The following is a 14,852-nucleotide window of genomic DNA, read 5'->3' as shown; positions in this document are numbered from 1 at the left end:
TAGTGTAAAGAGCGCGCAGGGCAGCGCTAAAAACAAGGAAAGCTATGCAGACAGGGGATAACGTAACGGATGTCGTTATTGATGAGTGCAGCGATGTTGAAATAAGTATTAAACGTTATAACAAAATTCTCAATATGCTTTTAGCTGGCGCGCCGCTGAGTGATATTTTGGCGGCGCTAGTGCGCTTAATTGAGCAGCAACAGCCCGGTACTCGCAGCTCGGTATTGTTGCTTAGCAGTGATGGGCAACACTTGCAGTTTTGTATTGCCCCAAGCTTACCAGCCCGCTATAACCACGCCATCGAAGGGCTTCCGATTGGCGTTGGGATCGGCTCTTGTGGCGAAGCGGCCTATACGGGTAAACGCGTCATCGCTAGTGATATTGCCAACCATCCCAATTGGCGTAATTATCGGCAGATTGCCCTTGATAATGATTTGCTGGCGTGTTGGTCAGAGCCCATTAAAGGCAGTAACGGTAATGTCTTAGGCACGTTTGCCATGTATTATGGGCAAGTTAAGTCACCCAAGCCCGTCGATTTGTTGTTAATCCAAGAAGCCGCGCGTTTGGCGAGTCTCGCCATTGAGCGCAGCCGTGCGTTTGAGTTTCAACGTCAAGCCAGTGCTATTTTCAACCACCTTCCTATCGCCTTAGTTACCACCAATGACCAGTGGCGTGTGCTCGATGCCAACCCATGTTATTACCAACTGATGCAAACGACGGCGGCAAGTGAGCATTTCGTTCCTGGCAGGCATATTTTGTGCGATGAAAAACACCCGTTGGCAGGGTTATTCAATCAACTTGATGATCATGTTCATTGGCAAGGTGAAGTGCAGCTCAGCCGCGAGAACGGCAGCCTATTTTATGCAGATATGACCGTCATGCTGGTAGACGATATCCGCCATGATGAACGGCTCTATGCTTGGCTATTTTTCGATATTAGTGTGCGAAAACAAGATCTAGCCCTAATAGACTTCCAAGCTAATTTTGATGCCTTAACATCTTTACCCAATCGAACCCAACTACTGCAACGCATTGAAGCAGAAATTGACCTAAGTCAGTTGGGTTACGGTTTTACCCTGATGCTGATGGATTTAGATAATTTTAAGCAGGTTAACGATAACCTAGGCCACCATTATGGTGATCAACTATTAATACAGGTCGCGCAGCGGCTCAGTGACGTCATTGGGTCACACACCGAACCCCCTCAAGGTGTTGTTGGTCGGCTTAGCGGTGATGAATTTGCAATACTACTGCCCAACCTGCTTGATAAACAGATAATCGGCGAGTTGGCCGGTGCCTTAAACGAGGCGTGTGCGCAGCCGTATTTACTCAGTGATACTCAACGGGTTTACACTAGCTCGAGTATCGGAATTGCGCTTTACCCGCAAGACGCCGACAGCTTAGAGTCCTTACTTAATTGCACCGACCAAGCCATGTATGCCGCTAAAGATGCAGGCCGAAATCAGTTCACTTTTTTTGATCTAACCATGCGCGACAACGCCCAGCGTCTGGCGTTATTGTACTCGTGGCTGAAAACGGCGTTACTGAATAATGAGTTTGAAGTGTATTTCCAACCCGTTATTAATATCGCTAGCGGTAGAATAACACACGCTGAAGCGTTATTAAGATGGTGTCATGCTGGCGAATTTATCCGCCCAGATGAATTTATACCAGTTGCAGAGTCGAGCGGCTTAATTATCGATATTGGTCATTGGGTACGAGAACAGGCGATGCACTTGATTGTGGAGCATGGCGAGGGTTATGATTTTTCGGTCGCGGTTAATGTATCAAGCCAAGAGTTAATGATGCACTCGCAACCGCTAGGTGTACTGGCTTCGATTGAGTCAATTGTTAGCACTCTCGATAAACCATTTGACTATAAGCGCTTAACACTAGAGATCACCGAGTCGGTGTTAATTCAGCAAGCGAATAGTTTAGTCGATCAATTAGCTCAGTTACGGCAGTTGGGCTGCAGTATTGCGGTGGATGACTTTGGTACAGGTTACTCATCACTGTCTTATCTGTATCACTTTCCAAGCGATCAACTCAAAATTGATAAAAGTTTTATCCATAACTGCGAGCACTCGACTAAGCAACAAGCATTAGTAAATGCCATCACTAAAATGAGTCAAGCACTAGAGCTTAGTGTAGTTGCTGAAGGTGTTGAAAATACAGAACAATTAGATTTGGTAAAGTCGCTGGGCATTGAGTTGGTGCAAGGATATTATTTTTCTCGCCCCTTGCCTAAAGCCGATTTTATCGCGCTTTTGGGTGAGGTTAATGGTAGAACCTCTGCTCAGTAGCATGGCCCACATCAATGATCTTATAGTGCCTTTAACATCGCTAACTGATGTCAGGGGTTTATATTTATCTTCAACCACAGCCGCTGTTTATCTGAGTTTAGCGAGATTGCGCAATATCTGTTCCTCAGGGACAAATGAGGTGTTTATCGGCTAGGGAAAGCGGGCAACTAATGCTATGATTCGGCCTTTGTCGAAAGATTAATGGCCTGATTATTGGGCTATGGAAGATGTCATTGTTTGCACTAACCCAGGTTTTTGCCCATCAACAAGTTTTCGCGGGATTACAACTGCTATTAGCGGGACAACTTAACGACGTTAAGTTGTCCGCCACTGAGATAGCAGGGCACTTTACAACCGAGCAAGGGGACTACGCCGCTCATCTCTCACTTGTGCCCAGTGATCGCTTTAGCGGCCATTGCAGCTGCCACGCTGCCAACTGTGCACATATCGCCGCTTTGGCCATAGAACACCTTGCACAGCAAAGCAATAATACCAATGAACGCAGCCGGCGCATCGATACGGCAATTCGTTTATTTAAGAGTGAAGCCAATCAACAGTTTGACCCGTTCCCAGCGATGGCTCGCCACAGGGTACTGTATGTGATTTATGGCGATGAAGGTGCGCTGCGTTTAAGTGTTCATAAAGGCTATTTGAATAAAAATGGCACCTATCAGCTAAGGGGCAAGTTAGGTTTTGACATCATTGGTAGTGCGCCATTGCCTAAGTATGTCAGTCAAACTGACCAACAGTTATTGTCACTGTTAACAGCCCAGCTCAGTGGCGATGAGATCCTCACGCAGTTCGAGCAGATAGACTTAGCGTTACCGCCAAGATTGACGAGCGATTTTTATCGCTTACTCTGTGCCAGTGGCCGCAGTTTCTACCAAACGTTAGATAAGACGCCACTGCGTTGTGATGCCCACTACGATGAAGATTATGTCGATACTCACTTTCTTGTCGCTGTCAGTGACCAGGTGTATGTCGAGCCAGTAAGCTGCACAATCGTTATTGATGAGCGCCAAAACAGTGAATTAAACCAGCAACTGCTTGAACACATTGATCGTGACGGAGAATGGCAGCCCTGTATCGAAGTGGTGCGCCACAGTATCGATTTCCCCTGGCAAGTGCAGGCGATGCAGCCGTTAGATGTGGCGGTATTTACTATGGTGCATCGCGGCGTAGCATACTCCTTAGCGCAACTGCTTTATATCGCTTGTGATCATCAACCCTTATTAGGCCAAATCGCTCAGTATCAACTGCAACTTAATGCGTTAGCGCTAGTTAGCCATTGTTTTGAGCCACCCATCGCCATGAGTGTGCCAGCGGGCACGCGGGTGATCCCTGATGATATTAGCGAACATGCTGTCTTCTTTCGCCAGTTATCATTGGTGGGGTGGCATGTCCATTTTGCCGCTAAAAATCGTTTTGTAAAATTAGCGGCCAATACTTGGTACGCCGAAATTAATACCCCAAATGCCGATTGGTTTGAACTGAGCTTAGGCGTTGAGGTAGATGGCGAGCGCGTCAATATTCTTCCCTTACTCATTAATCTTATTCGCCAAGGCAAGTTAACCGATAAAGCGGGGCGCGAGCCCGTATCACTGGAGCTCGAATCGGGTGAGATTTTGATCTTGCCTGCAACCCGAGTCGCGCGGATCTTAAGCGTACTGGGTGAGTTATTTGACCAGCAACCGCTTAATGAAGCACAACATTTAGCCTTACCGCGTCACCAGTTAGCGCGATTACCTCAGTTAGATGATGCCATGCGCCAAGATTTAACTGACAAGCGCACTAAAGCCCTTAAATGGCTCGGTGCCACTTGGCTGAAGAAACAAGCACAGGCCTTGACCGCCTATTTACGGGCTAACCCAAAAGCGGCAGCCTTCAGTGCACCGGCAGGGCTCAAGGCTGAACTGCGGCCTTATCAGGCCCAAGGCGTCAGTTGGTTACAGTTTTTAAAACAGCACCATTTTGCCGGGATCTTGGCCGATGATATGGGGCTAGGCAAAACCATTCAGACCTTGTGCAGTTTACTGCTAGATAAACAACAGGGGCTATTAACCGCGCCTGTGCTGGTTATCGCGCCCACCAGCTTACTGAGTAACTGGCAACGTGAAGCGGCGACCTTCGCGCCGTCATTAACGACCTTAGTCTGGAGTGGACGAGCTAGGCATGAGCAGCTATCTCAGCTTAATAAGGTGGATATGGTGATCACCAGTTACGGGATCTTGGCTCAAGATGCACAGCTGTTATTAGCCCAGCAATGGTATCAAGTGATTTTAGATGAAGCGCAAACCATCAAAAATAGCCGCAGCCAAGTGACTAAATTGGTTAATAGGTTAAAGACCCAACACCGGCTGTGCCTCACGGGGACACCGATGGAAAATCACTTGGGTGAGCTGTGGTCTTTATTTAACTTTTTGATGCCGGGCTTTCTGGGCACTGCCGCCCAATATCAACGTCAATTTAAACTGCCGATAGAAAAAGATCAGTGCGATACCGCGCGGTGTAAGTTAGCCCAGCGGATCGCGCCCTTTATGCTACGCCGCACCAAAGCGGAAGTGGCGACCGAACTGCCAAAGAAAACCGTCATAAATACCCTGATTGAACTTAGCGAAACACAGGCCGATCTGTATGAAACAATTAGGTTAACGGTCGCTGAGCAGCTGCAACTGGCCTTACTGCAAACCGGGGCCAAGGCCAACCGGTTGGCAATAAGCAATGCACTGTTAAAGCTGCGGCAAGTGTGTTGTCATCCGGCTATGCTCAAACTCGGCAATGTGTCTGACACAAGCCAAGCAACGGATGCCCAATACCTTGGGCTCGAATATCTTGATAATGGTAAAGGCAATGACAGCGACGCTAGCGAGGCCGCCAAGGGCAAACTTATCGGCGCAGATATTCAGTTAGCTGAGCTGACAGATGACGGGCCACAAGTGTCATCCAAGCTGGCATGGCTTGCCAATAAATTACCTAACATGATTGAAGATGGGCGTAATATCCTTATTTTTTCATCGTTTACCACCATGCTCGATCTCATCGCCGCCCAGCTAAACCAGCAAGGGATCGATTATGAGATGTTAACGGGTAAGAGTCGCCATCGAGATAAAAGCATCGACAGGTTTCGCAGCGGCGAGGTCAATGTGTTTCTTATTAGCCTTAAAGCGGGGGGCTCAGGCCTCAATTTGACCGAGGCGGATGTGGTTATTCATGTCGACCCTTGGTGGAATCCTGCGGCCGAAGAGCAAGCCAGCGATCGCGCATACCGTATTGGTCAGCAAAAGCCGGTGTTTGTATATAAGTTGATTTGCCAAAATACTGTCGAAGAACGTATTCAACAGCTGCAGCAATCCAAACAAGCATTAGCGCAAAGCATGTATCAGACAGAAAGCCTGTCGGTAGCCGAGATGGACAGTGATGATTGGCTCGCGCTATTGCAACCTATTGATGATGTGCCACCTGGTTAATATTGGCAATAGTGGTTTGTCAGTTGGCTAGTTATTATTGGTTTTAGTCACTTGGCTTGTTACTTTACCTAAGTCACAGTGACTCTTCACCTTGTATGGTGATCAGTAACGTGCGCTCGCTGGCATGGTTTCTCGCCTCACACAGGTATATCCCTTGCCAAGTGCCTAAATTAAACTGGCCGCGGGTGATGGGGACACTCAACTGAGCCCCCAGCAAGGATGACTTAAGGTGCGCAGGCATATCATCGCTTCCTTCATAGGTGTGGGTATAGTAAGGCGCATTTTCTGGGGCGAGGCGATTAAAATATTGCTCAAAATCCTCGCGCACGCTGGGATCGGCATTTTCGTTCAGGGTCAGTCCGGCCGAGGTATGCTGTAATAGCAGGTGGGCCAGACCAATATTAAGTTTGTGCAGTTCTGGCACGGCAGCCATTACCTCATCGGTTATCAGATGAAATCCGCGTGGCTTACGCGTTAAGATTATCTGTTTTTGTATCCACATGGGGCATTATCTCCTCATTGCAATCGTAAATGACGATTCTCAACCACTGTCTGATGGTTATCGTAACCACTGTCTGATGGCTATCGTAAATGTTTTCTCAATTGCTATTACAACTTATCGCACAATAAAGACCATAAAAAAACGCCCCTAAAATTAACTCTTAGGGGCGTTTGTCTTGATCACCAAGCTAATCGGTTGTCGCTTAAAAGTTGGCTGATTTAGGTGCGCGTGGGAAAGGGATCACATCGCGAATGTTAGACACACCCGTCACATAAGAGACTAAGCGCTCAAAACCTAGACCAAAACCTGCGTGTGGCACCGTGCCATAACGACGCAGATCACGGTACCACCAGTAATCTTCTTTGCTCAGGTTCATTTCAGCAAGACGCATATCGAGCACATCTAAACGCTCTTCACGCTGGGCACCACCGATGATCTCACCGATACCTGGCGCTAATACGTCCATCGCGGCAACGGTTTTGCCGTCTTCGTTAAGGCGCATATAGAAGGCTTTAATATCTTTTGGATAGTTCTTCACAACCACTGGGGCTTTGAAGTGTTCTTCAGCCAGATAGCGCTCATGCTCAGATTGCAGGTCAATGCCCCATTCAACATTGAAATCAAACTTTTTACCGCAGTTTTTGAGGATCTCAACCGCATCGGTATAGTCGACTTGGGCAAAGTCGCTATTAACGAAGTTTTCTAAACGCTCAATAACGGTTTTATCGACGCGTTGGGCGAAAAAGGCTAAATCATCAGGGCGTTCTTCAAGCACGGCTTTGAAACAGTATTTCAACATGCGCTCGGCTAGACCGGCCACATCATCTAAATCGGCGAAGGCCACTTCAGGCTCGACCATCCAAAATTCAGCAAGGTGACGGCTGGTGTTTGAATTCTCGGCGCGGAAAGTGGGGCCAAAGGTATAGACCTTAGACAAGGCGCTTGCGTAGGTTTCAGCGTTAAGCTGCCCCGATACCGTTAAAAAGGCCTCTTTGCCGAAAAAGTCTTCTTTATAGTCGACTTTACCGTCGTCGGTGCGAGGTAAGTTTTCCATATTCAGGGTCGATACGCGGAACATTTCACCGGCACCTTCACAATCTGATGCGGTGATCAGTGGAGTCGAAACCCAGATGAAGCCCTCTTCGTTATAAAAACGGTGGATAGCTTGTGATAGACAGTTACGCACGCGCGCTACAGCACCAATAATATTGGTACGTGGACGCAGGTGCGCTAATTCTCGCAGGTGTTCGATAGAGTGGCGTTTTGCTGCCATGGGGTAGGTATCAGGATCATCCACCCAACCAGTGACTTCAATGTTAGATACTTGCAGCTCAAATGCTTGACCTTGGCCTGGTGATTCAACGACGTCACCCGTCATTATCACAGAACAACCTGTGGTCAGTTTAAGGACCTCTTCGTCATAATTGGCTAAGCTATTTGGCACCACGCCCTGGATTGGGTCAAAACAGGAACCATCATAAACGGCAAGAAAAGAGATGCCGGCTTTGGAATCTCGGCGAGTTCTTACCCAACCGCGCACAGTAACTTGCGAACCAACCGCAAAATCACCTTTAAATACAGAAGCGACAGATGCAATGCTCATTGTTGCTTAGTTCTCCAACGAATCGTTTTATTAAAAATTTTGGAGGTTTATCTTACCTTGCTGGCGGCTTTTCTCAAGGGAAAAACCACATATAAACCCAGTTGACGGCAAATAATCTGCTGTTTAACGGTTAGCTTGGGTTAAGTCTGTGCAATTATCAGCACAGACTATGGTCAGGATGAGAATCCATGATGATACTCAATGGGGCAAGGGAGGTACTTGTTAGGTTTAAAATCTCGCCAGCCAAAAAAATGATGCCATAAAGTGCATCGTTATCTTTCATTGGTGATTGAATGAGTTAGACTCAAGATTAGCCGATTGCTACGTGATGGAATAAATGGATATCCATAAGCATGGTTGATAACTTTGTTAATGGCTCTGGGCTTATTGTCCACTCTAATGACGGCCTAACGGAGCTAAGCAACAGTGATCTACTGTTAATGCCAGATAAAAGGCGACTCAATGACAAAAATTAAGCTGTTCCATGTATTATTAGGCTCACTGTCGATTCTGGGCTGGTCGTTAGCCGTTTATGCGCTGCTGTTATTTGATGCAGCAAGGCCTGATCGCGCGGTCGGTTACTTTATCAGTAAAGGGGCTAGTGTGCGTTTGAGTTGGGACCCTGAAATCACCTTACGACTCGAATATGTGATTTGGACCTGCGCCGCCATAAGTCTACTTAATTTAGGGTTTAATTTTTATGTGGCGAATCGTAGTCGATTGGGTTACTGGTTTAATATCCCGCTATTGTTACTCACTTCGACAGCGGCAGGGCTTTATTTGAGCTTTGTGATTTAAGCTAAAGTGAATAGGCTATCGACTGAGGTAAGTGTCATAATTGTTGTTAATTTAAAGATTAATCACTGGATTAATCCATGCTTCTATCGACATCGTTACTAAGCTGACGACACATTTTATCAATCATCGCCGCAGTGGCTCCCCAAATCATATGCTGATTAAAGGGAATAAAATACACTGGGTAACTTATCCCTCGGCGAGTAAATCGCTTCATGACGCGGTTATCTGGGTTTAATAAGAATGACAGCGGCACAGTAAAGAGCTCATCCACTTCGCCCGGATCTAAAATAATCTCAAACTCTTGCTTAATAATGCCGACAATGGGGGCGATGGTAAAACCCGTTAAGGTATTAAACATGGGGTATTGCCCCAACACTTGCACATTATCTTGTGGCAGGGCGATCTCCTCAAAGGCTTCGCGCAGCGCCGTCGCAGTATAATCCACATCTTGCGCTTCTACTTTTCCGCCGGGGAAACTGATCTGTCCAGGGTGGGCACGCAGGTGAGTCGGGCGCCTAGTTAAGATAAGGTGCAGTTCGTGCTCTTTTTCGATTAGCCCCACCAATACTGCCGCTTCACGCAGCGAGCGAGTGATTTGAGGGGCGTTATCTTCGGGCAACAGCTGCAGGGCGTAGCGCTGCTTAAATTCGTCCAGTGTCATGACTCTTCGCTAAAATAGGGAGGATCTTACTTACCTTATCATAGCTCTCTTGATATTCGGCATCCACTTGCGAGTCTGCCACAATACCGCCACCCGCCCAGCAATATAAACGCTGCTTTTCAGCCACTAAGGTGCGAATGGTGATGCTGGTGTCCATTTGCCCATCTTGACTTAGATAGCCGATGGAGCCGCAATAGAGGCTGCGTCTTGAAGGTTCAAGCTCTTCAATGATCGCCATCGCCCGAATTTTGGGTGCGCCAGTGATCGACCCGCCCGGAAATGCGGCGCGCAGCAGATCGCTAGCATGATAACCCACGTCGAGTGTTGCTGTGACTGTGCTGACTAAGTGATGCACCGCCGGAAAGCTTTCGATGGCAAACAGGCTTGGCACGCTAACACTACCAGGTTTGGCCACTTTACCTATGTCATTGCGCAGCAGGTCTACAATCATTAGGTTTTCAGCGCGGTCTTTCTCTGAGCTGGCAAGCTGCGCCGCAGCATTACGGTCAGCAACGGGATCGGCTGCTCGGGGTAAGGTGCCCTTAATGGGTTTAGTTTGAATTTGATCTTCGCGTAGTTGAATAAAACGCTCAGGCGATATAGACAATAAGGCATGGTGTTCTAGGCGTATAAACGCTGAAAAGGGCGCACCATTGCTTTGGCGCAGGGTTTGGTAGGCTAGCCATTCATCTCCCTGATAATTAGCCATAAAGCGCTGGGTAAGATTAATTTGATAGCAATCACCACTGTGCAGATAAGCTTGCACCGCATTAAATTTAGCGTGGTAGTCCGTTACATCGATTTGTGCATGCCAGTCGCTCGTCAGCGCAAAAGGGGCGTGGCTTGGCGTACCGGCTAATGCTTGCTCAATCTGTGTCAGTTGCCATTGTAACTGCGCCTCACCGTGATAATGCACCATTGACCATTGTTGGGTGTGATAGTCAAAAATCAGCGCCCAAGGATAAATGCCGACATTCATCTCAGGTAGGTCTATATCTTTTTCTGCAATGCTGGGCAAGGATTCTAAGCGCCGGCCCAAATCATAACTAAAGGCGCCGACGGCGCCGCCACTGAATGGCAAGTGGCAGGCTTTAGACTCGGGAAAATACCGCTTAATTAGCTGCTTAAGCAAGGTAAAGGGATCGGCATTGCTGTGCTCTACACCATGTTCACTCTTAAACGGTGGCTGTTGCATAGCGCTGGTTTGCGGTAAATGAGTGATAAACGTGGTGTCGCCTTGGGTGACTAAGGTGGCGATAGGATCGAGACAAATGATGTCGTAACGGGCATCAACATGCTCGGCATTGGCCGAGTCGAGCAGTATGGCCCAAGGACGCTGTGAAAAATGGCTAAATACCTCGGTGGTAGAGTATTTCCACGGTAAGGTTTTTACTGCAACACCTTGAGTAGACGAATAAACCATCAATTAACCTTTGTAAAATGTGATGTTCCCCTAAAAGTCGCGAAAGAGTATCATATTGTGACTGGATTCAAAAAAATAGCCGACCCTGTCACAGGGCATAAATAACTAAACTGCAACCAAGGAAACGTCTGTGAGTATAGAACAGCCCATTATTAAGCAAGCGGATCTTATCGAAAGCATCGCCGATGCATTGCAATATATCTCTTATTACCACCCAAAAGACTTTGTCGATGCCATGGCCGAAGCTTATGACAGAGAAGAGAGTGCGGCGGCTAAAGATGCGATCGCTCAGATTTTGATTAACTCTCGTATGTCAGCCGAAGGCAAACGTCCACTATGTCAAGATACGGGTATCGTCACCTGTTTTGTTAAAGTGGGCATGGGCGTTCAGTGGGACAAGACCGACATGACAGTGCAGCAGATGGTCGATGAGGGCGTTCGCCGTGCTTACACCAATCCTGACAATCCACTGCGTGCCTCGATAGTGGCCGATCCTGCTGGCAGCCGTAAAAATACCCGTGATAACACACCGTCGGTTGTGCATATCGATATGGTACCTGGCAATCATGTTGAAGTGGCCATTGCCGCTAAAGGCGGTGGATCGGAAAACAAATCTAAGATGGTGATGTTAAACCCATCGGATGATATTGCCGCATGGGTCGAAAAAACCTTACCGACCATGGGCGCTGGCTGGTGTCCACCGGGCATGCTTGGCATAGGCATTGGCGGCACCGCCGAGAAAGCCGCTGTGATGGCCAAAGAATCATTAATGGATCCGGTTGATATTCACGAGTTGCAAGCGCGCGGCGCAGAAACCACTGAAGAAAAGCTGCGTCTGGAGATCTTCGAGCGTGCTAACAAGTTAGGCATCGGCGCGCAGGGGCTCGGCGGGTTAACCACAGTGCTCGACATTAAAATTAAATCGGCGCCAACCCATGCGGCATCAAAACCTGTGGTGATGATCCCAAACTGCGCCGCCACGCGCCACGTGCACTTTCATTTAGATGGCACTGGCCCTGCAGAGCTCACGCCGCCATCACTTGCCGATTGGCCAGAGATCACCCGTGAAGCGGGCGAAGATGTGCGCCGTGTCAACCTTGATACCGTCACCCAAGCCGATATTGAGCAGTGGAAGAGCGGTGATGTGCTATTACTCAACGGTAAAATGCTTACCGGCCGCGATGCGGCGCATAAGCGCATTCAAACATTGATAGAAAGTGGCGAAGGCTTGCCAGAAGGCGTCGACTTTACCGGTAAATTTATCTATTACGTTGGCCCAGTCGATCCTGTTGGCAACGAAGTGGTTGGCCCAGCAGGACCCACAACCGCAACCCGTATGGATAAATTCACCGATCTTATGCTCGATAAAACCGGGCTTATGGGCATGATAGGTAAAGCTGAGCGTGGACCTGCAACCGTTGAGTCGATTAAGAAGCATAAAGCCGTTTATTTAATGGCGGTTGGCGGCGCAGCATATTTAGTATCCAAAGCGATTAAGAAGTCACGGATCGTGGCATTTGAAGATTTAGGTATGGAAGCTATCTATGAATTTGATGTGCAAGATATGCCTGTCACTGTCGCCGTGGACAGTGATGGTGTGAATGCCCACGAAACGGGCCCGGCAATGTGGAAAGTCAAGCTGAGTTAATACCGCTTAACAGTTTACTCGCATCTGAATTAATCAGTCTGCCAGTGTGCTAGTTTTTAGCGGCACTTATTAACCAAAGTTAAGCGCATAAGTACACATTCGCTATAGGCGTGAGTCACTTGTGTTGGTTACTTGTGTTAACCAAGTAAATAAAAATGGGGGATAGGCAACTTGCCTAATCCCCCATTTTTGTTTAGTGTGCTTGCGCATATACATTCTCGGGTCGGGTTTATTCCGGCGTTCATTTGAAAAAGATGATAATAACAATGAAAAAAACTGCACTCATATTAGCCTTGGCAACTGCCGGCATGACATTTGGCGCGAATGCTGTGTCACCAGAGCCTTTTACGGTTCAACACCTAGTAAAAATGAATAAGCTGCATTCGACTGCGCTGTCTAATGATGGCGCTAAAATCGTTTATGCTGTTAAAAAAGTTGATGACAAGGGTGAGGCACAATCAGATCTCTACATTCAATCGTTAGACGGCTCTCAGCCTGTAAAACAGCTGACCTCGGCGCCAGGTACAGAGCACAGCGTTGCTTTTAGTCACGATGATAAAAAAATCTATTTCCTAGCCGCCCGTGATGGCAGTTCACAGTTATATGAGCTGGCGCTTGATGGTGGTGAAGCCAAACAGATTTCTACGTTACCGCTGGATATTGAAGGCTTTAAGCTGTCACAAGATGGCGCGCAAGTGGTACTCAATATGCGCGTATTTCCACAATGTGAACAGTTAAGTTGCACGGCTGATAAGTTGGCCGCCGAGGCTGAACGCAGCTCAACAGGGCGTGAGTATAAACAGTTGATGGTGCGTCATTGGGATACTTGGGGCGACCATACCCGTAGCCACCTATTTGTGGCTAAACTCGATGGCAAGCCCATTACGGCGCCTATCGATGTGACTCAAGGCTTAGACACTGAAACGCCACCTAAACCTTTTTCAGGTATGGAAGAGGTGACTTTTACCCCAGACGGTAAATATGTGGTTTATAGCGCTAAAGCCCCTAGCTCATCGCAAGCATGGCAAACCAACTACGATTTATGGCAAGTGCCTGTGACTGGCGGTGAGGCGAGAAACCTGACCGAGGCTAATAAAGCTTGGGATGCACAGCCGACCTTCTCGGCCGATGGCCGTTATATGGCTTACTTAGCCATGAGCAAACCGGGTTTTGAAGCCGACCGCTACCGCATCATGTTGCGCGATACGGTGACCAATCAAGAGAAAGAGGTCGCGCCGCTGTGGGATCGTAGCCCCAGCTCATTAATCTTTGCACCAGACAATCGCACCCTGTATGTGACGGCACAGGATGTGGGGCAGGTGAGTATTTTTGAGGTCAATACTCAGTTTGGCGACGTTAAGACTATCTACAACGAAGGCAGCAACAGTGTGGTTGGCGTGACTCCAGAGCGCATCGTCTTTAATCACAAAAGCTTAGTTGAGCCGGGCGATCTTTATACTGTGACGCTTGACGGTCAGCAACTTAACCGACTCACACAGGTTAACGAGGCTAAGCTCTCGCAAATTAAATTTGGTGAATATGAGCAGTTCAGTTTTAAAGGCTGGAACAATGAAGATGTTTACGGTTACTGGATAAAACCGACTAATTACAAAGCGGGAACACAATATCCAATCGCCTTTTTAGTGCATGGTGGTCCACAAGGCTCATTCGGTAACTCTTTTAGCAGCCGCTGGAATGCACAGCTTTGGGCGGGAGCAGGTTATGGCGTGGTGATGATCGATTTCCACGGCTCTACTGGTTATGGGCAAGCCTTTACCGACTCAATCACACAGGATTGGGGCGGCAAACCGTTAGAAGATCTGCAAAAAGGACTCGCGGCGGTCACCCAGCAGCAACCTTGGTTAGACGCTGACAAGGCTTGTGCACTTGGCGGCTCTTACGGTGGCTACATGATGAACTGGATCCAAGGCAACTGGAATGACGGTTTTAAGTGTCTCGTTAACCACGCGGGCTTATTTGATATGCGCTCTATGTACTATGTGACAGAAGAGTTATGGTTCCCTGAATATGAATTCGGTGGCCCTTATCAAGACAATAAAGAGCTGTATGAGAAGTTTAATCCGGTGAACTATGTCGATAACTGGCAGACACCTATGTTAGTTATTCACGGTGAAAAAGATTTCCGTGTCCCTTATGGGCAAGGTTTGGCGGCATTTAGTTTTATGCAGCGTAAAGGGATCCCGTCAGAACTACTGATTTACCCAGATGAAAATCACTGGATCTTAAACCCTGACAACTTAGAGCAATGGTACGCTAATGTGTTAGGTTGGATGGATCGCTGGACCCAAAAGTAACCTTTTGAGCCCCTATCATAAAAAGCCAGAACAAGTGTTCTGGCTTTTTTGTGAACAATAAAATCCAAGTTTCAAATTTAATATTGTTGGGTTCTGCTAAGCTAATAAGGTTTGTTACATAAGACTTTATAA

The 14,852-nt window shown here is 47.7% G+C and carries 9 protein-coding genes; 5 read left to right on the top strand and 4 right to left on the bottom strand.

Annotated elements, in window-relative coordinates:
- Positions 1-44: 44 nt before the first annotated feature.
- Entirely contained in the window at positions 45-2,303 is a 2,259-nt protein-coding gene (locus AC5YB1_RS10685) for a bifunctional diguanylate cyclase/phosphodiesterase (protein WP_494519143.1), read from the top strand.
- 233 nt (positions 2,304-2,536) lie between these two features.
- On the top strand, positions 2,537-5,770 hold the full coding sequence (locus tag AC5YB1_RS10680) for a DEAD/DEAH box helicase (protein WP_494519142.1): 3,234 nt from the start codon (positions 2,537-2,539) through the stop codon (positions 5,768-5,770).
- Between the two features lie 73 nt (positions 5,771-5,843).
- Here AC5YB1_RS10680 and AC5YB1_RS10675 read toward each other — a convergent pair whose 3' ends face one another.
- Positions 5,844-6,272 (bottom strand): secondary thiamine-phosphate synthase enzyme YjbQ, encoded by a 429-nt coding sequence (locus AC5YB1_RS10675; protein WP_494519141.1) that lies wholly within the window; start codon positions 6,270-6,272, stop codon positions 5,844-5,846.
- Between the two features lie 202 nt (positions 6,273-6,474).
- Positions 6,475-7,875, bottom strand: a complete 1,401-nt coding sequence (gene asnS, locus AC5YB1_RS10670; RefSeq protein WP_494519140.1) for an asparagine--tRNA ligase — start codon at positions 7,873-7,875, stop codon at positions 6,475-6,477.
- A 462-nt stretch (positions 7,876-8,337) separates the two neighbouring features.
- On the opposite strand from asnS, the gene AC5YB1_RS10665 reads away from it, so the two are divergent.
- Positions 8,338-8,673 carry a hypothetical protein gene (locus AC5YB1_RS10665; protein WP_494519139.1) on the top strand — a complete coding sequence of 112 codons (336 nt, stop codon included), beginning with the start codon at positions 8,338-8,340 and terminating at the stop codon, positions 8,671-8,673.
- 70 nt (positions 8,674-8,743) lie between these two features.
- Here the strand turns inward: AC5YB1_RS10665 and AC5YB1_RS10660 are convergent, their stop codons facing one another.
- Both AC5YB1_RS10660 and pabB read right to left on the bottom strand, forming a co-directional pair.
- Positions 8,744-9,334 (bottom strand): CoA pyrophosphatase, encoded by a 591-nt coding sequence (locus AC5YB1_RS10660; protein ID WP_494519138.1) that lies wholly within the window; start codon positions 9,332-9,334, stop codon positions 8,744-8,746.
- Positions 9,315-10,757 carry an aminodeoxychorismate synthase component I gene (gene pabB, locus AC5YB1_RS10655; RefSeq protein ID WP_494519137.1) on the bottom strand — a complete coding sequence of 481 codons (1,443 nt, stop codon included), beginning with the start codon at positions 10,755-10,757 and terminating at the stop codon, positions 9,315-9,317. Before pabB ends, AC5YB1_RS10660 begins: the two co-directional genes overlap by 20 nt.
- Before the next feature lie 130 nt (positions 10,758-10,887).
- Between pabB and AC5YB1_RS10650 the strand changes: the two genes are divergently transcribed.
- Both AC5YB1_RS10650 and AC5YB1_RS10645 read left to right on the top strand, forming a co-directional pair.
- Complete coding sequence (locus AC5YB1_RS10650; protein WP_494519136.1) at positions 10,888-12,405, top strand: fumarate hydratase; 1,518 nt, start codon at positions 10,888-10,890, stop codon at positions 12,403-12,405.
- 266 nt (positions 12,406-12,671) lie between these two features.
- Positions 12,672-14,720: a dipeptidyl-peptidase 5 gene (locus tag AC5YB1_RS10645; RefSeq protein ID WP_494519135.1), complete on the top strand. Its 2,049-nt coding sequence runs from the start codon at positions 12,672-12,674 to the stop codon at positions 14,718-14,720.
- The last annotated feature ends 132 nt before the right edge of the window (positions 14,721-14,852 follow it).

This window comes from Shewanella sp. 433, from assembly GCF_059338565.1.
This window is presented reverse-complemented; position numbering and strand designations above follow the sequence as displayed.